The sequence below is a fragment of the Roseinatronobacter alkalisoli genome (assembly GCF_028745735.1).
Classification (GTDB): Bacteria; Pseudomonadota; Alphaproteobacteria; order Rhodobacterales; family Rhodobacteraceae; genus Roseinatronobacter; species Roseinatronobacter alkalisoli.
In genome coordinates this window covers 128,044-151,761 of record NZ_JAQZSM010000002.1, presented here as the reverse complement: position 1 = coordinate 151,761, position 23,718 = coordinate 128,044, and the positions used below count along the sequence as shown (strand labels likewise).

The following is a 23,718-nucleotide window of genomic DNA, read 5'->3' as shown; positions in this document are numbered from 1 at the left end:
ACAGTGCTTCGCCCCCAAGGTCATCAAAAAAGTCACTTTTCCGCACCAAATATGGCAACTTTTTCACCTGCAATAGGCGGATTTCCACTAATGCGACACATATAGCGGTTACCAGTTGTCCCTGAACCATTTTACCGCACGCCGCAACGACCGCGCTGGGTAGCTTTGGGTCGGCAATTCGAAATCCCACCATTCATCCTGCGGGCTTGTGGCCAGCAGGCTTAGCCCGACAGACCCCGAAAACGCCGGGCCGGACGCCGCCTGTGGCAGCCCCCGCACACGCACCGGACGGCCAAGGCGCACCTGTTGCCCGAAGATACGCGCGGCCAGCCCGTCGATGCCCGGAACCTGTGCGCCGCCGCCTGTCAGAACGACCTGTTGGCTGGGCAGATATCCAAACCCCGCCGCATCAAGCCGCGCGCGCACATCTTCCAGAATTTCCTCTATCCGGGGGCGCATGATGCCGATCAGTTCGGCGCGGCTAACAGTGCGGCGGTCTTTTTCCCAATCCCCCGAATTGCCGCCGATCTCTATCATTTCGCGGTCATCCATGGATGTGGCCTGCACCCCGCCATGTACGGTCTTGATCCGTTCCGCAGTGGTCATGTCCACCTGCAGCCCCTTGGCGATATCAAGCGTCACATGCGCGCCGCCCAACCGGACAGTGTCGGCAAATATCATGTGTTTCTTGATGAAGATGGACACCCCCGATGTACCCGCACCCAGATCGATACAGGCCGCGCCCAGTTCCTTTTCATCCTCAACCAGCGCGGCCATGCCGCTTGCATAGCCACTGGCCGCAATCCCGGCGAGTTCCACATCGCAGCGCTTCAAACAGTTGCAGATATTTTGCACAAGCGAATTGTCCACCGTCACCATATGCATGTCACAGGCCAGTTGCTGGCCGATCTGCCCGCGTGGGTCCGACAGGCCGGTGCGATGGTCCAACGCGAAATTGATGGGTTGCGCATGCAGCACATCCCGCCCGATCCCGAAATCGGGCACATCACATGCGGCCATCACGCGCGAAATATCGTTTTCGGCGACAGTGCTGCCTTCCACATCGACCTCTCCGGCAAGTCCATAAGACCGGATCGCCCCGCCGGACACACAGACAATCACATGGTCAACGCGGGTCTGCGCCATTTTCTGCGCGGCCTGCAGGGCTGTACGCAGCGCGGTTTCGGTTTCGGTCATCGCAGAAATTTCGCCCAGACGCACCCCGCGCGAGCGGGTCGTGCCCGCACCGATAACACGGAACCCCGCCTGCCCGCCCAGATTGCCAATCGTGGCAGCCTTGGGTTCGGGACTTGTCGGGTCAATCTTCAGAACCAGTGCAGCAACCTTGTAGGTGCCGATATCCAGCACCGCGATAACCCCGCGCTGCATGGCCGCACGGCGCATCTGGCGCATAGCCCGTTGCGATGAGTAGGGATCAATCATTACTGCAATGCCTCCGTGTTCTGAGAGCGGATGGCGCGGATTGTCTCCATCGCACCCTCACTTATTTGTAATATTGGTCGGCCAGGATTACGCATGTCGGCCGCGATCAGGTCGCGCGACAGCAAATCCTGCGCCTGTTCCAGCGCGATAACGTGTTCCAGCGCAGCAATTGCGCCGGTTTCGGGTAATTTGATCCGCTGTTCGCGGTCCAGCACCACATCCCAGCGACGTTCACCAACGCGCACAAGGCCCCGCACGCGCGCGCCAAGTGGCGATGCCGCTTCAAACAGGTCCAGCGCTTCGATCACATGCGCGCCCCCGCCTTCACCCGCGATGACAGGAAGGTCCGGCAGAATATGGCGATCAGGTGCAAAACCGATGCGCTTGCCTTCGATGTCCAGAACCTCCAGCCCGTCAGAAGACCGCCAGAGAATGGCAGGCACACGTTCAGTCACCGCGACGGCAAGCACCCCATCGGGCAACAGCCGCAGGTCAGCCACGCGAATGGCATCCAGAACCTCTATCCGGGCGCGCAGATCTTCCAGATCCAGCCGCCAGGATGATTTCGGCAATTCGGGGCTGATGGCCGTGCGGATGGCATCTTCCAGTTCCGGGGCCAGATCGGGCAAGCGCAGTTCGGTGACCATGAAATCAGGCCGGTCCACAAAGGCGGAATAGACCGCATCACCCTGCGCAACGATGGCCATGCGCCGGTCTTCGCTGGCCAGCGTTGCCACGATGGCCACCACGCTGGCGGCAACCGGCAGGCCGATCTTGATTGCGCGGCGATAAAGCGGCGTCAGCCATAACCGCTGAATACGGTAGGAAAAGCGGCTTGGCTGGCGCGCTGCTTTGCGACGGTTTTTCGCGGCGGGGCCACGGGGCGGCGCATGGGGTTCGCGCCTTGCGGTCGGCTGCGCTGGGGGCAATCCGGCAGGGCCGCCCGGACCGCGCATATCGGCACGCAGCGGAATTTGCGGCGGGGCGGGGCGGGCAGGGTCAGCAGTAGCTTCCTGCGCGCGCAACGTCTCGTCAAGGCGGGTAAAGCCATGCTGCGGCATGGATTGCGGCGGGGCCATGTCCACGCGCGACAACAGTGTCGGTTCCGGCACCGGCACATCCGGCAGCGGAATGCCGGTCAGAATGTCATCCTGCGCATATTCATCTGCGCGTGTCGCGCCCAGATGGTCCCAGAAGCTCAGTTCAGGTGTCAGGGCCGAAACCGGGGCGTCGCTGTCATGCCCGTCATCATGGTTGTCGACCAGGCAGTCATCATGGCTTTGATCAAACTGGTCTAGCGGCCGCATGATGCATCCCCGACCATCCAGTGACACAGTTCCGGAAAGCTGATACCGCAATGCGCGGCCTGTTCGGGCGACAGCGATGTCGGCGTCATGCCCGGCTGGGTGTTCAGTTCCAGCAGGATCAGCCCGTCCAGCCCGCGCGCCTCATCCCAGCGGAAATCAGTGCGGCTCAGCCCGCGACAGCCCAGCACCTGATGGGCGCGCAGCGCATAATCCAGACAGGCCGCATGAATTTCGGCGGGAATATCAGCGGGCAGTACATGACGCGACCCGCCGGGGCGGTATTTCGCGTCGTAGTCATACCAGCCATCCGTCACGATATCAGTGACCGTCAGCGCCCGGTCCCCCATCACGGTCGTCGTCAACTCGCGCCCCGGCGCAAAGGCTTCGACCATGACATGCGCGGGCATTTCCGCGCCAAGCTGCGGTGGGGTATTGGCGCCTTCATTCACCAGATAGACGCCGACGCTGGACCCTTCATTATTGGGTTTGACCACATAGGGCGGTTCCATCAGGTGCCGCGCCATCACATCTGCTTTCGGGGCAATCAGGCTGGGCAGAACCGGCAGGCCCGCAGACGCAAACGCCGCCTTCGCGCGGTCCTTGTCCATTGCCAGCGCCGACGCCAGCACACCGGAATGCGTATACGGAATACGCAGCCATTCAAGAACGCCCTGCACGCAGCCATCTTCACCGAAGCGGCCATGCAGCGCATTGAAAACAACATCGGGTGCAATATCGACCAGACGCTGCGCCACATCGCCGCGCGCATCCAGTTCGACCACTTCATATCCCGCCACCCGCAGCGCCTGCGCGCATTCATGTCCTGTCGAAAGCGACACCTCGCGCTCAGCCGAGAGTCCGCCCTTCAGTACACATATCCGGGGGGCTGCCCTGCTCGACATGCCCATTCCCACTGCCTCTGGGCCTTTATGGCCCTTGTTGCCCCGTTTTCGGGGTGTTTATTCTGTTTGCGCCGCGCCAGAAGCCAGTTCAAGCTGCGGCAGGTCCATGTCGGGCAGGCTGTCACCGACCCGCATGATTTCCCAGTGTAGCGAAATACCGCGTGCTTGCAAAACCCTTTTTCTCACTTCTTCGCCAAGGCCTTCCAATTCGGCAGCATTGGCCCCGCCGGTATTGATCAGGAAGTTGGGATGTTTGGGCGACATCTGCGCCCCGCCAAGGCGCGCGCCGCGCAATCCGGCGTCCTCGATAACCTTCCACGCCTTCAGATCATGGGTGTCATCGGTCCGCCCGGTGGAACTGAAACCAGCGGGGTTGCGGAATGTGGACCCTGCGCTGCGGTCCTTGGTGGGTTGGGTCGCGTCGCGTCGGGCAAGCTGGTCAGCCATGCGCGCATGCAGCGTGTCGGGCTCGCCGGCGGGGGCGTGAAACCGCGCCTGCGTGATGACCATGCCATCGGGCAACACGGATTGGCGGTAGCCCAGCTTCAGCGCATCAGCGGGCAGAACATGGCGCTGGCCCGCGCGGTCAATGGCTGTGACATCAATCAGGTGATCGGCAACATAGGTGCCATAGCAGCCCGCATTCATACGCACCGCCCCCCCGATACTGCCGGGAATGGTGCGCAGAAAGGTCAGATCACGCCCTGCATCGGCCGATTTGCGGGCGACATGCGCATCCAGCGCGGCGGCCCCTGCAGTGATGGTGTCGGCAGCGTCTATGCTGTTGAACCCGCGCCCCAGCCGGATGACCACCGCCCGGATACCGCCATCGCGCACAATCAGGTTGGACCCGACACCCATGGGGAATACCGGGATGGCCGGGTCAAGCTGGCGCAAGAAGGCGCAAAGATCATCTTCATCAGCGGGCTGGAACAACCAGTCGGCAGGCCCGCCCACGCGCAGCCATGTCAGCGAGTCCAGCGGTTTTTGCGCAGTCAACGTGCCGCGCACGGGGATCATGTCAGGTGTCATGGCGTTGAATTAGGCAGGAATGAGGGGTTTGTCCAGATGTAGGGAATTTATGGCTGAAGCCACCCATTGCCGTTCTGTGGGTGCCTCGGGCGGGAGAATTTAGGGCAAGATGAAGGGGTCGCTTGATCCTGATGGCTTCAGATGCCAATGACAAAACGCAAGAGCGTTGTGATCAGCCAGAAATAGGCTTCCACGCCCGCCGTCAACGCGCCCACACGCACTAGGGCATCGACCAGATTGTTGCCATCCTGGGTCACAATCTTCGCCAAACGTGTTTGCAGGCGATAAAGCGTGCTGGCCTTTTCATTCAACGGGATGGACGTATCGGCGGCGTCTTGTGCGTCTGCGCGCAATTCTGTTGCAAGTGTGGCGTCCGACAGATGCGCGGCCCCTTCAGCGATAAGTTCCAGATCGGCGCGGGTTTGCGGATCTGCGTCAGTCAAGCGCACAGTCATCCGCGCCTGCACAACCGATTGCGTCTTGGGACAGGCATTGCACATGTCAAGCGCAGCATTGCCCAGCACCGATGAAAGGTCTCGCACGCAATCATCATCGGGCAATTCGCCACTGGCCAGATTGCGGGTGATGTGGCCCTGCACGCGCAGAAACACATCGTGCAGCCGCAAGGGGCGGTCGGGATGGCGCGCGATGCGATCTTCGAGCAGGTCCAGACCAGTGACAAGCGCTGTGAACATGTTGCCCTGCGGCCCTTGCAGCTTGCCGCGCAGATGACGGATTTCGTCTCGAACCGAGTCAATCGCGTCTTGCAGAATGTCGCGGTCAATGTCGGACCGACCCACGCGGCGCCAAAGCCCATCCGCGCCTTTTTCTATGGCATCTTCACCCAAGGGGCGTGTTTCGGCGACATGTTGCAGGCGTATTTCCGCGATCAGCGCATTGACGTGATCGGCGCCCTTGTCCCAGTCTTCGGGGGAGATAAGGGCGATTTTGGTAAGAAGCGCCCAGTCCTGCTGGCGGCCATAAAGGGCATTTTCGTACCACTCCACCCAGAATTGCCAGCCGTCGCCTTGGGCGCGGATTTTGAGGCTTGCCTCGGCCCAGAGTTGGGAGAGCGGGTTTTCGCCCTTCCATAGTTTCACGGCCCACAGATCAGAACCATGCTCTAGCACTTTGGTATCGAGATACGCCTCGTTCCAAAAGAAAAGATCAAGGTTAGATGTTGGATCAAGCTTAGATGTTGGATCATCAACAACAGAATCTATTGCAAAATCAGTTACAGATATAGTGTATAGTAAAAATGGCCTCTTAGTCAGAATTGAATAGGCATTCGATAAACTTGCATAACCGTCGATAAAATGCGCGTCGGCATGCGCCGCGAGAGACTTATATCTTTCCCGCTGCGACGTAGCTAGAGAAAGCACTGCCTCTAGATCACCAAAAGCCGCAATAGAAAGAATAATACACAGGTGAAGCGTAGGTAGTGGATTCGAGAATTCACTCGTGTCAGTCCCCCCCATAAAGTTCGCGCGCTGAACGGTTTCCTTCCAATAGTATGGTAAAGTTCGCATGATAGCGCGATGCGCAATCGCCACTGCCCAGCGCCGTGCCTGCTCCCGCTCCGCCTCGGTTCCCTGCGGCAAAGCCTCCAGCCATGCTTGCAGGCTCTCGCGGTCTTTGATCTGCGCGGAGTCCATCAGCACGGCCCCCGAAACGGGTCTAAATCAACGCGGAATGTGGCACATCGGACGGCGGGCATGCGCAATTCATAGCGTGCGGCTGCGCGCCTTGTCCAGCGGCGTCCAGCGGCCCTAGCGCAGGCGCAGGTCGGCGTGATCGCCCTGCCCCTGATCCGAGATGAAGCGCAGTGTATTCCCGTCGCGCAGCACCAGCTGGCAATTATACGGATCGCCCGAATTGCCGAATTCCAGTGTGCGGCAGAAATACCCATCGCGCCATTCCCACATGCCGCCCACGCGCATGCCGAACCCGCGCCCCGTGATCTGGCCCTGTGGCAGCACTTGCAGCCGCACGCCGAAACGCGCCAGTTCACGCCCTTCCACAAGGCTACGGAAGGTGGTTTCATCGCGCACCGGTTCGAAATCCGCCATGGCGGGAAGCGGTGCTGCGGCCAGCATTGCGACAAGCGGAATGATCAGGGCTTTCATGGCGGTCCTCCGGGTTCCTTGCAGGGGTGTTACGCAAGGATACGCAGGCCGGATCACGCCAGTTTCAGATCAGGGGGCAACTGCGGGGGCGGTTCAGCAAAAACCCGCCTAAGCCCTGCTACAGGCCCAGCACGTCAAACATGGAATATTCGCCGACATCCTGGGTCTGTAGCCAGATAGCCGCCCGAATGGCCCCACGTGCAAACAGCGCCCTGTCAGACGCAACATGACGCAGCACGATCCGCTCACCCGGACCGGCGAAAACCACGTCATGTTCGCCAATATAATCCCCGCCGCGAATGGCATGAAACCCGATGGCCCCCGCATCGCGCGGGCCGGTTATGCCATCGCGCCCACGATCCGCCACTTCCGGCAATAACACCCCGCGCCCGCGCGCTGCCGCTTCACCCAGCATCAGCGCGGTGCCAGATGGCGCGTCCACCTTGTGGCGGTGGTGGGCCTCAATGATTTCGATGTCATATTCGGTGTCCAGCGCCTGCGCGATCTGCTGCGTCAGTTTCACCAGCAGATTGACCCCAAGGCTCATGTTGCCCGCACGCACGATACGGCCAGTTTTGCCGGCCTGCGCAATGGCCGCCAGGTCGTCATCATCAAACCCGGTGGTGCCGATGACATGCGCAACCCCTGCCGCAGCGGCCTGTTCCGCCAATGGCACAGAAACAGCAGGTGCCGTGAAATCCACAATTGCATCTGAGCATTCCAGCGCCTGTGCCAGATCATCGGTCACAATGATCCCACGCGCGGCACCGCCCTGAACGCTACCCAGATCCTGGCCTATCCAGTCATGTCCCTGACGTTCGACAGCCGCTGAAAGAACTGCAAGATCACTTTCATCCACCAGCCGCAGCAACATCTGCCCCATGCGCCCGGAGACACCCATTATCGCAATGCGGACCATTCGCCCCACTCCTGCCTAGATCACGGTTCCGTGCCTTCCTAGCGGCTGATACGGAATTTGGCAAAGCCTCGTTGCGCGCGGGCGCGGATTGACCTAAATGAACACTATGAACGCAAAACGCTATCAGCAGGGCACAGGCCCGTCCCAACGCCAGCTTCGCGTGGCCGAACTTATCCGCCGCACGCTGGCGGATGTTCTGGCGCGTGGGGATGTGCATGACCCGGATCTGACGCGCATGCCGATAACCGTCAGCGAAGTGCGCACATCATCGGACCTGAAGATTGCAACCGCCTATGTCATGCCGTTGGGCGGCAAGGACCAGCAGGTCGCGCTGAAGGCACTTGCGCGCAACAAGGCAGAGTTGCGCCATATGGTCGGGCGGGAACTGACGTTGAAATTCGCCCCTGATCTGCGCTTCAAGCTGGATGAAACCTTTGACCGTATGGATGACACGCGCCGCCTGTTGGGGCAGGACCGCGTCCGGCGCGACGTTGCAGCCGACGGGCATGACGATGATGCGGAACGCGATTAAGGCAGGTCTTGGCGCGCTGGCCTTCTGGGCTGTGCTGTCGGCACCCGCGCTGGCGGATTGCGCCCGCAGCGATTATCTGGGGCATAGTTTCACAACATGTACCGCGCGTGCAGGCGATGATCTGCGCCTTTTCCTGTATATGGACGAGGCAAAGGTCTACGGAAATTTCACCGCCATAGATGACGCACTTGCGCGCGACGGCAAGAAGCTGGCTTTCGCCATGAACGGGGGGATGTATCATCCCGACCGCCGCCCTGTCGGCCTGTATATCGAAGATGGCAATGAACTGGCGCGCATTGTCACCTCTGCGGGGCCGGGAAATTTCGGCATGCTGCCCAATGGCGTGTTTTGCGTTGACGATACAGGATTCACCCTTGTCGAAAGCCGTGCCTTTGCGCAATCGCCGCCCGCTTGTCGCCACGCCACCCAGTCCGGCCCGATGCTTGTCATCGACGGACAGTTTCATCCAAAATTTCTGGCCGACAGCGACTCCCGGTTGATACGCAACGGGGTGGGCGTTTCATCTGACGGCAGACAGGCCGCGTTTGTCATCACCAATACGCCGGTCAACCTGTTCGAATTCGCGCGGTTTTTCCGTGACCATCTGGACATGCCACAGGCACTTTATATTGACGGCAACGTGTCGCGGCTGCATGCACCGGCAATCCGGCGTTCGGATTGGGGGGGCTTGCTGGGGCCGGTCATCGGGAAGGTGATTGACGCGCGCGGTCCTGCCCAGTAGCAGGCGCATGTCGCGGGGAAGTGCGCAGCGGTCTTGAACTTCCCGGACAAGCGGAAACAAGGCGTTTGAGTGGGTAAGCTGAACGCAGTTCAGCGCAACGCGCTCGTAACAGGCAAAGGGCAAACCATGGGACGCAAGCGCAAGGGGCGGGCTATTTCTGGCTGGCTGGTGGTGGATAAACCCGCTGGCATCACATCGACCGCCGTTGTCAACAAGGTGCGCTGGGCCTTGCAGGCACAAAAGGCGGGCCATGCGGGCACGCTGGATCCGGCCGCGACCGGTGTTCTGGCCATTGCACTGGGCGAAGCAACCAAGACTGTGCCCTACATCACCGATGCGCTGAAATGTTACCGCTTCATGGTGCGGCTCGGGCAGGCAACGACGACCGATGACGCAGAAGGCGAAATCATCAGCAGCCGTGAGCAACGCCCTGATGACGCACAGATCGCGGATGCGTTAAGCGCGTTTCGTGGCGAAATTCAGCAAGTGCCCCCGCAATTTTCCGCGGTGAAAGTTGATGGTGAACGTGCCTATGACATCGCCCGTGCCGGTGATGAAATGGATCTGGCCGCCCGGCCCCTGTGGGTGGAGAAGCTGGAAATCATCGCGCGCCCCGACCCCGATCATGTCGAACTGGAAATGGTCTGCGGCAAAGGCGGATATGTGCGCGCCATTGCGCGCGATCTGGGCGTGGCGCTTGGCTGTCTGGGGCATGTCGCGTGGTTGCGGCGCACGTGGTCGGGGCCATTTGATGCAGGTGACGGGCTGAGCATGGACCAGATCGAGGCCATGGCCCACAGCCCCGAACTGGACAGCCATCTGCGCCCGCTGGAAGAAGGGCTTGCCGATCTGCCCGAACTGCCTGCCACCCCGGAAGGGGCCGCGCGGCTGCGCAACGGCAATCCCGGTATGGTTATAAGCGCCTCGGTCGAATATGGCGATGAAGCCTGGGCCAGCTATCAGGGGCGCGCAGTTGCGGTCGGCATTTACAAGGCAGGTGAATTGCACCCCAGCCGCGTGTTCAATCAGGAATAACGGGGGTGGCAGGAATGACAATACCAGGCGACACCATTACCCGCAGCCATGTGAAGGGGGACGCGCCGTCCGTGGCCGTCTATTCCCCTTGCGAGGCATTCCGCTACCTGCTGACGCGCGAATGGGATGCAAGTGCCGGGCGGGCGCTGTTTGTCATGCTGAACCCTTCGACCGCAACAGAGGTGCAGAACGACCCGACTGTGGAACGCTGTGAACGCCGCGCGCGCGCGCTGGGTTTCGGCGCATTCAGGGTGTGCAATATCTTTGCCTTTCGCGCAACAGACCCGCGCGTCATGCGCGCGGCCCCGGACCCCACAGGGCCATTGAATGACGCAGCGATTGCGCAAAGCGCGCTATGGGCCGACCAGATCATATGTGCATGGGGCACGCATGGTGCGCATGTCAACCGTGGCGCGCAGGTCGAAGCCCTGCTGCGCGACACCGGGCGGGATTTATGGCATCTGGGCCTTAGCAAGGCGGGCCATCCCAAACACCCGCTTTACATTGGCTACAACGTGCAGCCGACGCGGTGGTTGCCCGCGACATAGCGCATGCATTTCAGGGAAAGGCTTCGATATGCAACGTCCCGATGCAAAGGTCGGGGCCGAACGTTCCCGCCCAGACATCATAGCGGCCAGGCGGCGCCGAATGCACATGGACAGCAGGATCAACCCCGTCATAATCATCGTTGAACAACCATGACCCGTCGGGCGTATTGATCAACAGAACCGTATCGCAATCGTCATCCCCGGTGATCATGAAACGGATCATCCGATCCTTGATATTTCGGGTCAGCTGGACATTGAAATCCGGTCGCAGAGACACATGACCCGCCCCGTCAAACAATGAACAATTCCACAAATCCAGCGCCCCGCCCGCCGCGACGCCATGCGTGCGCTCGGACCACAGGTCATCTTCGCTGTAGCTGAGTTCACTTGTGGCCGGGAGGGTAAAATCGGGACATTCCATGGCGGCGGCGCCAAAAGCAGGAAATGCAAACGCAACTGAAGCCACAAATATGAAACGCATTGGTCCCCCCACGCGATAAAGGACCTGCACCGGACTGATCCATGTCACTACCCGTAAACGAATATATAAGTTCACAAGACCTGCAAGCCCTGATAACCGGCAAAGCACCTATTTACGCCGCAGCCGGATAACTACATCTACACGCGAAATTTCAGCGCCTTCCGGCGCGGTGGGCAAGCGGGAAAATGCAACTTCGCCGGATGGCGCATCGGTCAGTTCCTGACTGTCTTCCCAGAAATAGTGCGGATGCTCTTCGACGCAGGTGTCGAAATAGGACCGCGTGGCATCAACCGTGATTTCATTCATCAACCCTGCATCGCAGAAGGCGCGCAAGGTGTTATAGACGGTCGCCAGTGACACTGATTCCCCGCTTTCCTTGACTGCAAGGAACAGGCTTTCGGCGGTGACGTGCCGGTCATGCCCGTCCCCCACCAGCAGACCCGCCAATGACAGACGCTGCCGCGTGGGCCGCACCCCTGCACGGGCGAGCCATTCTGCCCCGGCATTCAGGGCATTATCATTAAGTTGCGCAAAATCCGTGTCCATGGCTTGTATATAGTGCTTGTTGCACATGAATTTCAAATGAAATTCACCGGGGCCGCCCGCAATCTGTCGTGATGCGCGGGCTTGCATGACTTTGCGGCACGGTGCTAGAGGAAGGAAAGCCATGCAGGAGAGTTTAATGTCTCAGTTTCCGACATCCTTCGACAAAGAGGGCCTGCTGGCCTGCGCCCGCGGTGAATTATTCGGCCCCGGCAACGCGCAACTGCCAGCCCCCCCCATGCTGATGATGGACCGGATCACCGAAATTTCCGGCGATGGCGGCGCGCATGGCAAGGGCCATGTGGTGGCAGAATTCGACATCACGCCGGATCTGTGGTTCTTTGACTGCCACTTCCCCGGCAATCCGATCATGCCCGGTTGCCTTGGCCTTGACGGGTTGTGGCAACTGACCGGGTTCAATCTGGGCTGGCGCGGCTGGCAAGGGCGCGGCTATGCGCTGGGTGTCGGCGAAGTCAAACTGACCGGAATGGTCCGCCCCGACCGCAAAATGCTGACCTACAAGGTGGATTTCACCAAAGCCGTGCAGACACGCCGCCTGACCATGGGTGTTGCCGATGGTATTGTCGAAGCGGATGGCGATATCATCTATGTGGTCAAAGACATGAAAGTTGCGCTGTCGGAAAGCTGAAGCGCCAATCCAACAACAGGGAGGACGCCCATGCGTCGCGTTGTTATTACCGGGCTGGGGATCATCTCGCCCATCGGAAATTCTGCGGATGAAGTCACGGCCAGCCTGCGTGCAGGCCGTTCGGGCATTGTCTTTGCCCCTGAATATGCCGAACACGGGTTCCGCAGCCAGATCCACGGCATGCCGCAAATCACGCTGGAAGATCATATCGACAAGCGCAACCTGCGCTTCATGGGTCCGGGCGCGGCCTATAACTTCCTGTCCATGGAACAGGCGATTGCCGATGCCGGGCTGGAAGACAGCGATGTGTCAAATGAACGCACCGGCCTGATCATGGGGTCGGGCGGGCCGTCCACGTCGAATTTCTTTCAGGCGCATAAGATCGTCATCGAGAAGGGTAGCCCCAAGCGTATGGGGCCGTTCATGGTCACGCGCTGCATGTCATCGTCGAATTCGGCCTGTCTGGCGACGCCGTTCAAGATCAAGGGTGTGAACTATTCCATCACGTCTGCCTGTTCGACATCGGCGCATTGCATCGGCAACGGCACCGAATTGATCCAGATGGGCAAGCAGGACATCGTATTCGCCGGTGGCGGCGAGGAACTGGACTGGACACTTTCATGCCTGTTCGACGCGATGGGGGCCATGTCGTCGAAATATAATGACGCGCCCGAAACCGCTGCGCGCGCCTTTGACTCCACTCGCGACGGGTTCGTGATTGGCGGCGGCGGCGGTGTTGTCGTGCTGGAAGAACTGGAACATGCCAAAGCACGCGGCGCGAAAATCTATGCCGAAGTCACGGGCTATGGCGCCACGTCGGACGGGTATGACATGGTGGCGCCATCCGGCGAAGGCGGGGAACGGTCCATGCGGCTGGCACTCGGCACCCTGCCGGAAGGGCGCAAGGTCAGTTACATCAACGCGCATGGCACATCCACCCCTGCAGGCGATGTGACCGAAGTGGAAGCCATCCGCCGTATTTACGGCGAAGGAAACGTGCCGCCAATTTCATCAACAAAATCACTGACCGGCCACAGCCTTGGGGCAACCGGCGTTCAGGAGGCAATATATTCACTGCTGATGATGCAGGGGCGGTTCATCACGGCATCTGCCAATGTCACCCAGCTTGATCCTGCCATTCGCGAAGGCGAGATTGCAACGAAACTGGTCGAAGATGTGGAACTGGATTCTGTCCTGTCCAACAGCTTCGGCTTTGGCGGAACCAACGCAACACTTCTGATGAGTGCGCTGCGTGACTAAGGAACATCCGATGACAGGATTGATGGCAGGTAAACGCGGTCTGGTGATGGGCGTTGCCAATGAACGCTCCATCGCCTGGGGCATTGCAAGGGCAATGGCTGATCAGGGCGCGGAACTTGCCTTCACCTATCAGGGAGAGGCATTTGGCAAGCGGGTGGAACCGCTGGCGGCCTCTGTCGGGTCTGACATTCTGCTGGATGTGGATGTCACTGATGAAGCGTCGCTTGATGCCTGCTTTGACGCATTGAAAACACGCTGGGGAACCATGGATTTTCTGGTCCATGCCATCGCATTTTCCGACAAATCCGAACTGACGGGCCGTTTCCGCGATACCAGCCGTGCGAATTTCAAGCATTCTCTGGAAATCAGTTGCTTCAGCTTCATTGATCTGGGGCGGCGCGCGGCGGAAATGATGCCCAATGGCGGCACGCTTCTGACACTGACCTTTCAGGGGTCCAACAAGGTCACGCCGTTTTACAATGTCATGGGCGTTGCCAAGGCGGCGCTGGAAAGCTCAGTGCGCTATCTGGCCAATGATCTCGGGCCGGAAGGCATTCGCGTGAATGCCATCAGCCCCGGCCCGATGAAAACCCTTGCCGGGGCGGCCATCGGGGGCGCGCGCAAGACCTATCGCCATACCGAAACCAACGCGCCCCTGCGCAGCAATGCGACACTGGAAAGCGTGGGTGGCACCGCTGTCTATCTGGCGTCGGATTACGGGGCCTTTACCAGCGGTGAAATCATCCATGTCGATGGCGGCTTTCACGTCATGGGCATGCCGCAGGTGGACAATATCTGACGGCGTGCATGACCATATCACGCAGGGAACAGGGGGCAATCTGCCCCCTTTTTTCATGGGCCGTTCAGAATTTCCGCCTTCATCTTATGGTGGAAATCTGCCCCCGGCCAAGGCGGTATCCTGCGCTGACCGCAGCGATCCATAAAACAAGCGACACCGCACCATAGGCCAGCGCAGCAGATACGCTGGTTTCCATCAGGACCAACACTTCAAGCGAAAAAAGGGAGAAGGTCGTGAACCCGCCGCAAAACCCGGTCATCAGCAGCGCGGCGGGCACAGGTGGCAGCGCGCGGGTCGCCAGATAGCCGATAAGCGCCGCACCAAGGATATTTGCCGCCAGTGTCGCAATAAACGCCGCATCCGCCAGCATATGCAGCGCCGCCAGACTTAGCCCTGCGCGCGCGCCCGTCCCGACAGCCCCGCCAAGGCCAACAGCAAGTAATGTTCCCCGCATGTTCATGCCCCCCGGACCAATGCCACCCCGATCGCCAGCCCTAATACCGTGACGACCGGCCCCGATAGCACAGACCCCAAAGCATTTGCGCAGGCAGCGCGCCTGCGCCCCGCCTGCCATTGCATCAGCACTTGCAGCGCCAGCGTTGAAACGGTCGTGTAGCCCCCCAGCACACCAAGGGCGAAAACCGCCAGCGCAGGCGGCGCGGCCTCCATCATCCCTGACAGCACTACCCCGCCGGACTGTGCCATCAATGCACCGCATGCCAGTCCCAGAGCAGCACTGCCCGACAGGTTCACCGCCAGCGTGGCCCAAGCCACATGTGCATGGCGGCTGATCCATGACGACAGTGCGGCGCGTGCCATAGCCCCAAGCCCGCCACCTGCACAAACCGCCATGAAAAAGAATAAATCCACCTGCATGGGCAATGCTATAGCCTGCCTGCCCCCACTTGTGAATGCGTCCGGTCAGTCCTGCGCGCGCAATATTCCCGCAGGCCGCACAGCCAGCGGACGCAGCGCAAAGACAAGCCCCGCCAGCAATGTTGCCAGAACCCCGCCAACAATGACAGCGATCGCTGGCAGCCATTCAAACTGATAGCTGGCCTCCATCACGAAACGCATCACCGCCCAACTGGCCAGCGCGCCGGCCCCAAGGGCCACACTGCCTGCCGCCGCCCCCATCAGCGCGGACCGCAACGCGAAACTGGTCAGAATGCCCGCGCGCGTGGCCCCAAGGGTTTTCATCACCGCCGCTTCAAACACGCGGGCGCGTTCACCTGCCGCAGCGGCCCCTATCAGCACAACAAAGCCCGTCAGCAATATCGCAAGCGCTGCGAAACTGGTCGCGGTCGCCATGGTAGACAGCGCTTCTGTCACCCGTTCCGCCGCTTCGCGCACGCGGATCGCGGTGATATTGGGATACATATTGGACAGATCGCGCAAAATCGCGCCTTCGGCCGCTTCCAGCGCGTAGACAGTGGCAATATGTGTATGCGGTGCCGCGCGAATGGGATCAGGGGTCATCACCATAACGAACCCTATCCCACCGGTCGAGAAATCCACCTCGCGCAGATTGGCGATTTCGGCAGTTATGTCGCGGCCAAGAACATTGATGGTCACGCTGTCACCGACCCTCAGCCCCATTTCAGCGGCCTGTTCAGCCCCGAAACTGACAAGGGGCGGGCCGGAATAATCCGCGTCCCACCAACTGCCTGCGGTCAGGCGCGTGCCTTCGGGCTGGGTGGCGGAATAGGTTATGCCACGATCCCCGCGCAGCACCCAATGCCCCGCGGCCGGGTGGTCACGCGACGGTATGCCATTCAGCGCAGTGACAACTGCGCGCAACATTGGCGCGGTTTCAACACGGTCCACATTGTCATCATCGTCCAGCCGCGCCAGAAATCCGTCAAGCTGGGTGTTCTGGATATCCAGAAAGAAATAGCTTGGCGCACGGTCCGGCAGGTCTGATGAAATTGCGCGGCGCAGGTTGTTGTCGATCTGCCCCACTGCCGCCAGCACGGTCAGCCCCAACCCCAGCGACAGGATAACGGCCCCTGCCCCTTCACGCGGGTTGCTGATTGCCCCCATGGCCATGCGCAACGCCGTATGCCCGCGCAAGCCACGTGCGCGCGCAGCGCGGCGCGCAAGGACACGCACGCCCAAAGCCGCCAGCGCAAGCACGCCCAACGCGCCAATGACGCCGCCCGCTGTTGCGAAGGCCAGCATCGGCACAGCCGCAAACGCAGCCGCAACCACAACAAGCCCGCCCACCAGCGCCAGCGTGATCAAGATATAGGGCCAGCGCGGCCAGCCCTGCGCATCTGCATCAATCCCACGGAAAATAACCGCCGCACGGACATTTTCCGTGCGCGCAAGCGGCCATAGGGTGAAGATCAGCGCGGTCAGCGCACCATAAATCGCGGCCTCCACCAGCGCGCCCGGGTGCAGGCCGATATGCAGATCAACAGGCAATTGGTCGGCCACCAGGGGTGCCACAGCAAAGGGCACAATCGCCCCCAGCGCCAGACCCAGCACAATACCAAGCGCGGTCAGAACGCCGATCTGCATCAGATATACCGCCAGAATGGTGCGGCTTTCGGCACCAAGGGTTTTCAATGTCGCAATCACATTGGTCTTGCCATCCAGATAGGAACGCACCGCCGCAGACACGCCCACGCCGCCCACGGCCAGCCCGGCCAGCCCCACCAGCACAAGGAAGGACGACACACGTTCAATCACCCGCTGGACCTGTGGCGCGGCATTGCGGCTGTCGCGCCAGCGCACCCCGGCGCCGTCAAACCGGCTGTTCACAGCCCTGCGCGCCTGATCCAGATCGCGCCCGTCCAGCAGCAGACGATAATTCACTTCATACAGCGTGCCGGGGCCAAGCAGACCTGCATTTTGCAACGCATCCGATCTGACAATCGTGCGCGGGCCAAAGCCGAAATTCGCCCCCATTCCGTCGGGTTCGCGGGTCAGATGCGCGCTCAGGCGGAATTCCTGCACACCAAGGCGGAACACATCGCCGATCTGCAGGCCCAGCCGTTCGGCCAGAATGCGTTCCATCACGCCACCGGGCAGGCCGTCCTGCATGGCCAATGCCTGATCCAGCGGAATTTCGGGGTCCAGCCCCACGCTGCCCAGCAACGGATAGGTGGCGTCCACGCCCTTGACCTGCGTGACCGAGCGTTCAGAATCGTCACCCTGTCCGGCAACAGCCATGGACCGGAAATCAACTGCTTCGGACACAGACGTGGCGAACCCGTCAATCCACTCGCGTTCATCAGGCGTGGCGAAACGGTAGGTCATGCGCAGTTCCGCATCGCCCCCCAGAAGGGTTGCCCCTTCACGCGCCAGTCCGTCATCGATCGAACCGCGCACTGATCCCACAGCCGCAATCGCGCCAACCCCCAGCGTCAGGCAGGCCAGAAACACCCAGAAACCGCGCAAGCCACCGCGCAATTCGCGCCGCGCAATCGCCCATGCCACGCGCATCATTCGGCGGCCCGTGCGGTTGCATGGTCTTCGCCCGCGATCCGGCCATCAGCCAGACGGATAACACGGTTGCAGCGCGCCGCAAGTTCGGGGGCATGGGTCACAAGGATCAGCGTCGCGCCATGCCGGTCGCGCAGTCCGAATAACAGTTCCATGATGGCCTGCCCGTTCACCCCGTCCAGATTGCCGGTCGGTTCATCGGCCAGCAATATCTGCGGGCGCGGGGCCGCAGCGCGCGCCAGGGCAACGCGCTGCTGTTCGCCGCCCGACATCTGTGCAGGGTAATGGTCCATCCGGTGGCCAAGACCAACGGCGCGCAATTCCTCTTCGGCGCGTTCAAATGCATCGCGTTTGCCCGCTAGTTCCAGCGGGGTCGCCACATTTTCCAGCGCGGTCATTGTCGGGATCAGGTGGAAAGACTGGAACACAACCCCCATATGTGACCTGCGAAACCGGGCAAGGGCGTCTTCGTTCAGTGCGGTCAGATCATGGCCAAGTGCCGAAACCTGACCGGATGTCGCACGTTCCAGCCCGCCCATAAGCATCAGGAGGGACGATTTGCCAGACCCGGAAGGCCCGACCAGACCAAGTGTTTCCCCTCGTGTTACATCCAGCGTGATGGCGCGCAAAATCCCGACCGGCCCGGCATTGCCTTGCAGGGTCAGGTCCGTATCCTTGAGCGAGAGTATAATGTCAGTCATCAAATCCGTCCTTTGCGTGCCGCTATCGCATCCATATGGGGTTTTCAGCCGGTTCGGCAAGCGCTGCGGTGCAGCGCTTGGCACTGTAACGCTGGCCTTCGGTCTTTCCGTCGCGGCGGCGGGTGCAGAACCGTTTCGCCTTGTAGCCTTGGGGGATTCCCTGACACAGGGCTACGGACTGCCCGCTGACGACGGGTTTGTGCCGCAATTGCAGGACTGGCTGCAGGCGCAGGGCCATGACGTGATCGTGATAAACGCAGGTGTTTCTGGTGACACAACTGCTGGCGGGCTGGCGCGGCTTGACTGGACACTGGCAGAACCGGTGGATGCAATGCTGGTGATCCTTGGCGGCAATGATCTGTTGCGCGGCATTGACCCGGCGGCCAGCCGCGCCAATCTGGACGCCATCCTTGCCCGCCTGCAACAGGACAGCATTCCCGTGATGCTGGCAGGCATGCCCGCGCCGGGCAATTATGGCCCTGAATTCCGCGATGCGTTCGACGCGATGTATACTGATCTGGCACAGGAATATGATGTGCCGCTGGTGCCCAATTTCATGCAACCCATGACCGAAAAGGCCGACGCTGGTGCCAGCTTCGCGGATCTGATGCAGGGCGACCATATCCACCCCAATGCTGACGGGGTCGCGTTGATTGTGGACAGCATCGGACCACAGATCGCGACATTCGTGGAAACTGTCGCCACCACAACACCATAAGTTGTGGGCCGGTTGCAAACAGTTGTGCAGCCCGAAACTTGTTGATAAGCGCTAAGACCAAACTGAATTCAGCTTGGCAGGGCAGCCCGGTGGGGCTGTCCCAATACAGGAACAGGTGACGCGCATATGGCAAGGAACAATTTCATCTTCACATCGGAATCCGTTTCAGAGGGGCACCCCGACAAGGTTTGTGACCGCATTTCCGATGCGATTCTCGATGCGCTGCTGACCGAAGAAGAAACCGCGCGCGTAGCCTGCGAAACCTTCGCCACATCGTCACTGGTCGTGATCGGTGGTGAAGTCGGGCTGACAGACCCGGAACGCCTGAAAGATTACATGGGGCGCATTCCCCAGATCGCGCGCGATTGCATCCGCGATATCGGCTATGAACAGGACAAGTTCCACTGGAACACCTGCCATGTGCTGAATTTCCTGCACGAACAATCCGCGCATATCGCCCAGGGTGTGGACCGCGATGGTGCAGGTGATCAGGGCATCATGTTTGGCTATGCCGTTGATGATACCCCTGAATTGATGCCGGCACCTATCCAGTATGCCCATAAAATTCTGAAACGTCTGGCCGAGGTCCGCAAATCCGGTCAGGAACCGTCCCTGCGCCCCGACGCCAAAAGCCAGCTTTCGGTCCGCTATGAAGATGGCAAACCGGTTGAGGTGACATCAATCGTGCTGTCCACGCAGCACGCCGACGAGACCCAGACATCTGACGATATTCGTGCGATTGTCGAACCCTATATCCGCGAAGTGCTACCGTCCGACTGGATTACCCCAAAGACCGAATGGTGGGTCAACCCCACCGGCACCTTCGTCATCGGTGGCCCTGACGGGGATGCGGGTCTGACAGGGCGCAAGATCATCGTCGACACTTATGGCGGTGCGGCCCCGCATGGGGGCGGCGCATTTTCCGGCAAGGATCCGACCAAGGTTGACCGCTCCGCAGCTTATGCCGCGCGCTATCTGGCCAAGAATATCGTGGCCGCCGGTCTGGCGCAGCGCTGCACCTTGCAGCTGTCCTATGCCATCGGGGTGGCCAAACCGCTGTCCATCTATGTTGACACGCATGGCACCGGCCAGGTTGACGATGAAGGGATCGAACGCGCGATTGCACAGGTCATGGACCTGACGCCGCGCGGCATTCGTGAACATCTGGGCCTGAACCGCCCCATCTATGCCCGCACCGCCGCTTACGGGCATTTCGGGCGCGCGCCTGAATCTGATGGCGGGTTCAGCTGGGAACGCACCGACCTGATCGATGCGTTGAAAAAAGCAGTCTGACACACTGGCGCGCAACCGGTTCCTTGCGTCGGACCGGTTGCGAAGCCACGGATAATTCGGGCAGGCCGTATCCCGCCGCATGGCCCTGACCGGCGCAAAGCAACACCAGCGCTGCACCGCGACCTTCAGGACGCAGGCATCAATGCCGGAACACGCGGATATGCGGCGGTGCCATGGACAAGTCCCGCTGCATACTGGTCAGGCGCGCGCGCACAGCATCATTCGTGATACCGTCATAAACGGCCAGAAGCGCCTGGGGGACTGCCCGCCCGGGTAAGCGCTTGGGGAGGATCGCAATATCATGGGTCATTTTTTTAACCTTCACTTTGCACCGACACAGGTTGCGTCTGATACGTGAAGGTTAACACCGGACATGTGGCGCAAATCAGGCATAATGCGATTATTTTTGCGATACGCAAAAACCTGCCCTCGCAATAGGTTAATTCCGTATATGTCAGGCAACAGTCCAAAGAAGCTTTTGCCCATTGATGCGCGCGCAGGAACTGTATCCAGTGCAAAGCCTGCGCAAAACGCAATGCCTGCGCCCAGCGCAATGCGTTTTGCGACACTCCCCTGCCACGCGCCCCGGATTACAGACGGAACGCTGCGGGCACATTATCCACCCCCTCCAGAACAAGATCGGCCATCAACTCCGCCAGCACCGGGGCCATTGCGAACCCGATCTTGAAACCGCCGTTGAAAACGAACGTGTCCGCCTTGCCGGGCCATGCCCCCAGTAGGGGCGCGCGGGTTCCGGCACGCGGGCGCACCCCCGCCCAGCGTTCCAGAACCGGGGCCTGTGCCAGGGCGGGACAAACGGCCCGCGCCCGCGCGATCAGCGCATCACATTGGGCATCCACTATATCGGGTGCCTCAAACTCCCGCTCGCTTGTGGACCCGACAGCGATTGTTCCATCCCCATGCGGGACAATATGCAGACCGTCGGCAAATATCTGGGGGGCATCAGGTGCTGCATGACCCAGCAAGGCCGCCTGCCCCTTGACCCCGCTGCCAACCGCAACACCAAGGTCACGGGACAGATCGGCCAGCCCTTCATAACCTGTCGCCCAGACGACCGGTACATCCGCCTGCGGCCGGTCCCCAATGCTGAATTTCCCGCCCAGCGCCTGAAACGCGCCAAACAGCGCGCGTCCCGCCTGGCGGGGGTGCAACCGCGCCGTCAGCGTATCATGCACCACCCAGCCGGACGGCGCGTGGATTGCCAGCCCCGGCGCGCTGTCGCTGCGCAAGACGCGCCACTCTGCTGCGCCCTGCCACAACGCATTCGCGCCAGCTTCGCGCGCGCGCGCAAGTTCCAGCTTGCCCTCTGGTACTGGCTGCACACGACCCAGACGCGCATAGCCGGGATCAACACCCGCGCATGCAGCCACCACGCGCCAGAAATCCGTGGCTTTGATCAATGCATCAAACTGAAATGCCTTCTTGGCATTCCAGTTTTCAGGCACATGCGGGGCCAGCGCCCCGACAAGCCCGCCACTGGATCCTGCCCCAAGGCCGCGCGCATCCAGAAGATGCACCTGCGCCCCGCGCTTTGCACAGACATAGGCCAGCGCCAGCCCGAAGATACCGGCCCCCATGATTGTCACATCAGCCATTGTCATTTCTCCCGCGCGCCTGCATGAAGTTCACTTGTGTCATAAAGCAGCAGCGCATGAACAACCAGAACGCAGATATCACCTGGAAAGACAACCAGACCCCGGTGGCCACGCGATTTGATGACCCCTATTTCTCGCTTGCGGACGGGCTGGCGGAAACACAGCATGTGTTTCTGGCTGGCAACCGCATTACCCAGCGCGCCGCGCCGGGCTTTCATATCGCGGAACTGGGCTTTGGCACCGGGCTGAACCTGCTGGCAACCGCGCAGGCGCTGGCGGGGCGTTCCGGTCCGGTATATTTCACCAGTTTCGAAGCCTATCCCATGCATGCCGCCGACATGGCCCGCGCGCTGGCCCCATTTACCGGACTGGACACCGCCCCCTTGCTGGCCGCCTGGTCACAAGGGCTGCGTCAGTTCACCCTTGGCTCGCTGCAGGTCGAGATTGTCATGGGCGATGCACGCGATACCTTGCCGCTGTGGCAGGGCAAGGCAGATGCATGGTATCTGGACGGGTTTTCGCCTGCCAAGAACCCCGAATTATGGACCGACACCCTTATGGCGCAGGTTGCAACGCATACCCGCAAGGGCGGCACATTCGCGACCTATACCGCAGCAGGCGCTGTGCGCCGCGCCCTTGCCACGGCCGGTTTCGACGTGATCCGCCAACCCGGATTCGCCCATAAACGCCACATGACGACAGGAACCCTGTCATGAGCGCGCCGCAGAACAATTACCTTGGCATCTGGCTGATGTGCGCAACAGCATTCATCTTCGCAGTGCAGGACGCTATGTCCCGGCATCTGGCGGGGGAATACAATGTCTTCATGATCATCATGATCCGCTACTGGTTCTTTGCCAGTTTCGTCATAGTGGTTGCATCACGTCAGGCGGGCGGCATCCGCAAGGCCGCCGCCACAACCCAACCCGTATTGCAGATATTCCGTGGCGTACTGCTGGCACTGGAAGTCTGCGTCATGGTCACGGCCTTTGTGATACTGGGACTGGTCGAAAGCCACGCGGTATTTGCTGTCTATCCGTTGCTGATCGCAGCGCTCTCGGGGCCGGTGCTGGGCGAAAAGGTCGGCTGGCGACGCTGGAGCGCCATCGGGATCGGGTTCTGCGGGGTGCTGATCATCCTGCAACCGGGTTTCGGGGTGTTCCAACCCGCCGCCCTGATACCCCTTCTGGCGGCCTTCATGTTCGCGCTGTACGGGTTGTTGACGCGCTATGCGGCGCGACATGACAGCGCTGCGGTCAGCTTCTTCTGGACCGGCACGGCAGGGGCCGCCACCATGACGCTGATCGGCATCTGGTTCTGGGAACCGATGGTGCCGGGCGACTGGGTCTGGATGGGGGTGCTGTGCATGACATCAGCCTTCAGCCATTTCCTGCTGATCCGCGCCTATGAAGTGGCCGAAGCCAGCGCGGTGCAACCCTTCGCCTATCTGCAACTTCCCTTCGCCGCCGCGCTTGGGTTGCTGCTGTTCGGTGAAACCCTGCGCAACAATGTGGCCCTTGGCACGCTGGTCGTGGTCGGCGCCGGGCTGTTCACACTCTGGCGGGCAAGGCAGGTGAAAACCTAGAACCGGCTCTCACCCCGGCTTGCCGTTCATCTTGCCA

Annotated in this window: 26 protein-coding genes; 11 read left to right on the top strand and 15 right to left on the bottom strand. The window is 60.8% G+C overall.

The window, feature by feature from the left end:
* Positions 1-108: 108 nt before the first annotated feature.
* The 7 genes from ftsA to dapB form a co-directional block, all read right to left on the bottom strand.
* Positions 109-1,443 carry a cell division protein FtsA gene (gene ftsA, locus PUT78_RS03100; RefSeq protein ID WP_274350638.1) on the bottom strand — a complete coding sequence of 445 codons (1,335 nt, stop codon included), beginning with the start codon at positions 1,441-1,443 and terminating at the stop codon, positions 109-111.
* On the bottom strand, positions 1,443-2,750 hold the full coding sequence (locus PUT78_RS03095) for a cell division protein FtsQ/DivIB (RefSeq protein ID WP_274350636.1): 1,308 nt from the start codon (positions 2,748-2,750) through the stop codon (positions 1,443-1,445). Before PUT78_RS03095 ends, ftsA begins: the two co-directional genes overlap by 1 nt.
* The gene (locus PUT78_RS03090) at positions 2,738-3,658 is read right to left on the bottom strand and encodes a D-alanine--D-alanine ligase (RefSeq protein WP_274350635.1); all 921 of its coding nucleotides are present in this window, start codon (positions 3,656-3,658) and stop codon (positions 2,738-2,740) included. Before PUT78_RS03090 ends, PUT78_RS03095 begins: the two co-directional genes overlap by 13 nt.
* A 51-nt stretch (positions 3,659-3,709) precedes the next feature.
* A complete protein-coding gene (gene murB / locus PUT78_RS03085; RefSeq protein WP_274350634.1) occupies positions 3,710-4,672 on the bottom strand; it encodes a UDP-N-acetylmuramate dehydrogenase in 963 nt (320 codons plus the stop codon).
* 149 nt (positions 4,673-4,821) lie between these two features.
* Positions 4,822-5,784, bottom strand: a complete 963-nt coding sequence (locus PUT78_RS03080; RefSeq protein ID WP_274350632.1) for a hypothetical protein — start codon at positions 5,782-5,784, stop codon at positions 4,822-4,824.
* Positions 5,785-6,453: 669 nt separating this feature from the next.
* Positions 6,454-6,810: a dihydrodipicolinate reductase gene (locus tag PUT78_RS03075; protein ID WP_274350631.1), complete on the bottom strand. Its 357-nt coding sequence runs from the start codon at positions 6,808-6,810 to the stop codon at positions 6,454-6,456.
* Between the two features lie 118 nt (positions 6,811-6,928).
* The gene (gene dapB, locus PUT78_RS03070) at positions 6,929-7,729 is read right to left on the bottom strand and encodes a 4-hydroxy-tetrahydrodipicolinate reductase (RefSeq protein ID WP_274350629.1); all 801 of its coding nucleotides are present in this window, start codon (positions 7,727-7,729) and stop codon (positions 6,929-6,931) included.
* A 97-nt stretch (positions 7,730-7,826) separates the two neighbouring features.
* Here dapB and rbfA point away from each other — a divergent pair, with 97 nt between their 5' ends.
* The 4 genes from rbfA to PUT78_RS03050 all read left to right on the top strand — a co-directional run bounded on the left by rbfA (position 7,827) and on the right by PUT78_RS03050 (position 10,586).
* Positions 7,827-8,261 carry a 30S ribosome-binding factor RbfA gene (gene rbfA, locus PUT78_RS03065; RefSeq protein ID WP_420793444.1) on the top strand — a complete coding sequence of 145 codons (435 nt, stop codon included), beginning with the start codon at positions 7,827-7,829 and terminating at the stop codon, positions 8,259-8,261.
* Positions 8,245-9,003 carry a phosphodiester glycosidase family protein gene (locus tag PUT78_RS03060; RefSeq protein ID WP_420793454.1) on the top strand — a complete coding sequence of 253 codons (759 nt, stop codon included), beginning with the start codon at positions 8,245-8,247 and terminating at the stop codon, positions 9,001-9,003. Before rbfA ends, PUT78_RS03060 begins: the two co-directional genes overlap by 17 nt.
* Before the next feature lie 126 nt (positions 9,004-9,129).
* A complete protein-coding gene (gene truB / locus PUT78_RS03055; protein WP_274350627.1) occupies positions 9,130-10,038 on the top strand; it encodes a tRNA pseudouridine(55) synthase TruB in 909 nt (302 codons plus the stop codon).
* Positions 10,039-10,052: 14 nt separating this feature from the next.
* A complete protein-coding gene (locus PUT78_RS03050) occupies positions 10,053-10,586 on the top strand; it encodes a DUF1643 domain-containing protein (RefSeq protein ID WP_274350626.1) in 534 nt (177 codons plus the stop codon).
* Between the two features lie 10 nt (positions 10,587-10,596).
* Here PUT78_RS03050 and PUT78_RS03045 read toward each other — a convergent pair whose 3' ends face one another.
* On the bottom strand, positions 10,597-11,067 hold the full coding sequence (locus tag PUT78_RS03045) for a hypothetical protein (protein WP_274350625.1): 471 nt from the start codon (positions 11,065-11,067) through the stop codon (positions 10,597-10,599).
* A gap of 108 nt (positions 11,068-11,175) precedes the next feature.
* Positions 11,176-11,613: a Fur family transcriptional regulator Irr gene (irr, locus tag PUT78_RS03040; protein WP_274350624.1), complete on the bottom strand. Its 438-nt coding sequence runs from the start codon at positions 11,611-11,613 to the stop codon at positions 11,176-11,178.
* Between the two features lie 136 nt (positions 11,614-11,749).
* Between irr and fabA the strand changes: the two genes are divergently transcribed.
* Genes fabA through PUT78_RS03025 form a run of 3 tightly spaced genes read left to right on the top strand, consistent with a single transcriptional unit; the run spans position 11,750 to position 14,318 of the window.
* Positions 11,750-12,259 (top strand): bifunctional 3-hydroxydecanoyl-ACP dehydratase/trans-2-decenoyl-ACP isomerase, encoded by a 510-nt coding sequence (gene fabA / locus PUT78_RS03035; protein ID WP_274350623.1) that lies wholly within the window; start codon positions 11,750-11,752, stop codon positions 12,257-12,259.
* A gap of 30 nt (positions 12,260-12,289) precedes the next feature.
* On the top strand, positions 12,290-13,519 hold the full coding sequence (gene fabB / locus PUT78_RS03030) for a beta-ketoacyl-ACP synthase I (protein WP_274350622.1): 1,230 nt from the start codon (positions 12,290-12,292) through the stop codon (positions 13,517-13,519).
* Positions 13,520-13,529: 10 nt separating this feature from the next.
* A complete protein-coding gene (locus PUT78_RS03025; RefSeq protein WP_274350620.1) occupies positions 13,530-14,318 on the top strand; it encodes an enoyl-ACP reductase FabI in 789 nt (262 codons plus the stop codon).
* Between the two features lie 79 nt (positions 14,319-14,397).
* Here the strand turns inward: PUT78_RS03025 and PUT78_RS03020 are convergent, their stop codons facing one another.
* The 4 genes from PUT78_RS03020 to PUT78_RS03005 are packed head-to-tail and all read right to left on the bottom strand — an operon-like array spanning position 14,398 to position 18,469.
* Complete coding sequence (locus tag PUT78_RS03020) at positions 14,398-14,772, bottom strand: fluoride efflux transporter FluC (protein ID WP_274350619.1); 375 nt, start codon at positions 14,770-14,772, stop codon at positions 14,398-14,400.
* A gap of 2 nt (positions 14,773-14,774) precedes the next feature.
* Positions 14,775-15,194 (bottom strand): fluoride efflux transporter FluC, encoded by a 420-nt coding sequence (locus tag PUT78_RS03015; RefSeq protein WP_274350618.1) that lies wholly within the window; start codon positions 15,192-15,194, stop codon positions 14,775-14,777.
* A gap of 45 nt (positions 15,195-15,239) precedes the next feature.
* Complete coding sequence (locus PUT78_RS03010; RefSeq protein ID WP_274350883.1) at positions 15,240-17,768, bottom strand: ABC transporter permease; 2,529 nt, start codon at positions 17,766-17,768, stop codon at positions 15,240-15,242.
* Positions 17,768-18,469, bottom strand: a complete 702-nt coding sequence (locus PUT78_RS03005) for an ABC transporter ATP-binding protein (protein ID WP_274350617.1) — start codon at positions 18,467-18,469, stop codon at positions 17,768-17,770. Before PUT78_RS03005 ends, PUT78_RS03010 begins: the two co-directional genes overlap by 1 nt.
* On the opposite strand from PUT78_RS03005, the gene PUT78_RS03000 reads away from it, so the two are divergent.
* On the top strand, positions 18,459-19,187 hold the full coding sequence (locus tag PUT78_RS03000; RefSeq protein ID WP_274350616.1) for an arylesterase: 729 nt from the start codon (positions 18,459-18,461) through the stop codon (positions 19,185-19,187). The two genes, PUT78_RS03005 and PUT78_RS03000, sit on opposite strands and share 11 nt — an antisense overlap.
* Positions 19,188-19,313: 126 nt before the next feature.
* Positions 19,314-20,480, top strand: coding sequence for a methionine adenosyltransferase (gene metK, locus PUT78_RS02995; RefSeq protein WP_274350615.1), 1,167 nt, complete (start codon positions 19,314-19,316; stop codon positions 20,478-20,480).
* 139 nt (positions 20,481-20,619) lie between these two features.
* Here the strand turns inward: metK and PUT78_RS02990 are convergent, their stop codons facing one another.
* Both PUT78_RS02990 and PUT78_RS02985 read right to left on the bottom strand, forming a co-directional pair.
* Positions 20,620-20,790, bottom strand: coding sequence for a hypothetical protein (locus PUT78_RS02990; RefSeq protein WP_274350614.1), 171 nt, complete (start codon positions 20,788-20,790; stop codon positions 20,620-20,622).
* Positions 20,791-21,070: 280 nt separating this feature from the next.
* The gene (locus PUT78_RS02985; protein WP_337994656.1) at positions 21,071-22,096 is read right to left on the bottom strand and encodes an NAD(P)/FAD-dependent oxidoreductase; all 1,026 of its coding nucleotides are present in this window, start codon (positions 22,094-22,096) and stop codon (positions 21,071-21,073) included.
* A 56-nt stretch (positions 22,097-22,152) separates the two neighbouring features.
* Between PUT78_RS02985 and mnmC2 the strand changes: the two genes are divergently transcribed.
* Positions 22,153-22,812, top strand: a complete 660-nt coding sequence (gene mnmC2 / locus PUT78_RS02980; protein WP_274350612.1) for a tRNA (5-methylaminomethyl-2-thiouridine)(34)-methyltransferase MnmC2 — start codon at positions 22,153-22,155, stop codon at positions 22,810-22,812.
* The gene (locus PUT78_RS02975) at positions 22,809-23,681 is read left to right on the top strand and encodes a DMT family transporter (RefSeq protein WP_274350611.1); all 873 of its coding nucleotides are present in this window, start codon (positions 22,809-22,811) and stop codon (positions 23,679-23,681) included. The genes mnmC2 and PUT78_RS02975 overlap by 4 nt, the downstream gene beginning before the upstream one ends.
* The last annotated feature ends 37 nt before the right edge of the window (positions 23,682-23,718 follow it).

Excerpts from the sequence above, each read along its gene's own strand:
- PUT78_RS03095 (WP_274350636.1), bottom strand. The coding sequence starts at position 2,750 with ATGCGGCCGCTAGACCAGTTTGATCAAAGCCATGATGACTGCCTGGTC.
- truB (WP_274350627.1), top strand. The coding sequence starts at position 9,130 with ATGGGACGCAAGCGCAAGGGGCGGGCTATTTCTGGCTGGCTGGTGGTG.
- PUT78_RS03090 (WP_274350635.1), bottom strand. The coding sequence starts at position 3,658 with ATGGGCATGTCGAGCAGGGCAGCCCCCCGGATATGTGTACTGAAGGGC.
- rbfA (WP_420793444.1), top strand. The coding sequence starts at position 7,827 with ATGAACACTATGAACGCAAAACGCTATCAGCAGGGCACAGGCCCGTCC.
- murB (WP_274350634.1), bottom strand. The coding sequence starts at position 4,672 with ATGATCCCCGTGCGCGGCACGTTGACTGCGCAAAAACCGCTGGACTCG.
- ftsA (WP_274350638.1), bottom strand. The coding sequence starts at position 1,443 with ATGATTGATCCCTACTCATCGCAACGGGCTATGCGCCAGATGCGCCGT.
- PUT78_RS03015 (WP_274350618.1), bottom strand. The coding sequence starts at position 15,194 with ATGCAGGTGGATTTATTCTTTTTCATGGCGGTTTGTGCAGGTGGCGGG.
- PUT78_RS03010 (WP_274350883.1), bottom strand. The coding sequence starts at position 17,768 with ATGCGCGTGGCATGGGCGATTGCGCGGCGCGAATTGCGCGGTGGCTTG.
- PUT78_RS02985 (WP_337994656.1), bottom strand. The coding sequence starts at position 22,096 with ATGGCTGATGTGACAATCATGGGGGCCGGTATCTTCGGGCTGGCGCTG.
- PUT78_RS03005 (WP_274350617.1), bottom strand. The coding sequence starts at position 18,469 with ATGACTGACATTATACTCTCGCTCAAGGATACGGACCTGACCCTGCAA.
- irr (WP_274350624.1), bottom strand. The coding sequence starts at position 11,613 with ATGGACACGGATTTTGCGCAACTTAATGATAATGCCCTGAATGCCGGG.
- dapB (WP_274350629.1), bottom strand. The coding sequence starts at position 7,729 with ATGGTCCGCATTGCGATAATGGGTGTCTCCGGGCGCATGGGGCAGATG.
- PUT78_RS03050 (WP_274350626.1), top strand. The coding sequence starts at position 10,053 with ATGACAATACCAGGCGACACCATTACCCGCAGCCATGTGAAGGGGGAC.
- fabA (WP_274350623.1), top strand. The coding sequence starts at position 11,750 with ATGTCTCAGTTTCCGACATCCTTCGACAAAGAGGGCCTGCTGGCCTGC.
- metK (WP_274350615.1), top strand. The coding sequence starts at position 19,314 with ATGGCAAGGAACAATTTCATCTTCACATCGGAATCCGTTTCAGAGGGG.
- fabB (WP_274350622.1), top strand. The coding sequence starts at position 12,290 with ATGCGTCGCGTTGTTATTACCGGGCTGGGGATCATCTCGCCCATCGGA.
- PUT78_RS03060 (WP_420793454.1), top strand. The coding sequence starts at position 8,245 with ATGCGGAACGCGATTAAGGCAGGTCTTGGCGCGCTGGCCTTCTGGGCT.
- PUT78_RS03075 (WP_274350631.1), bottom strand. The coding sequence starts at position 6,810 with ATGAAAGCCCTGATCATTCCGCTTGTCGCAATGCTGGCCGCAGCACCG.
- PUT78_RS03000 (WP_274350616.1), top strand. The coding sequence starts at position 18,459 with ATGTCAGTCATCAAATCCGTCCTTTGCGTGCCGCTATCGCATCCATAT.
- PUT78_RS02975 (WP_274350611.1), top strand. The coding sequence starts at position 22,809 with ATGAGCGCGCCGCAGAACAATTACCTTGGCATCTGGCTGATGTGCGCA.
- mnmC2 (WP_274350612.1), top strand. The coding sequence starts at position 22,153 with ATGAACAACCAGAACGCAGATATCACCTGGAAAGACAACCAGACCCCG.
- PUT78_RS02990 (WP_274350614.1), bottom strand. The coding sequence starts at position 20,790 with ATGACCCATGATATTGCGATCCTCCCCAAGCGCTTACCCGGGCGGGCA.
- PUT78_RS03025 (WP_274350620.1), top strand. The coding sequence starts at position 13,530 with ATGACAGGATTGATGGCAGGTAAACGCGGTCTGGTGATGGGCGTTGCC.
- PUT78_RS03045 (WP_274350625.1), bottom strand. The coding sequence starts at position 11,067 with ATGCGTTTCATATTTGTGGCTTCAGTTGCGTTTGCATTTCCTGCTTTT.
- PUT78_RS03020 (WP_274350619.1), bottom strand. The coding sequence starts at position 14,772 with ATGCGGGGAACATTACTTGCTGTTGGCCTTGGCGGGGCTGTCGGGACG.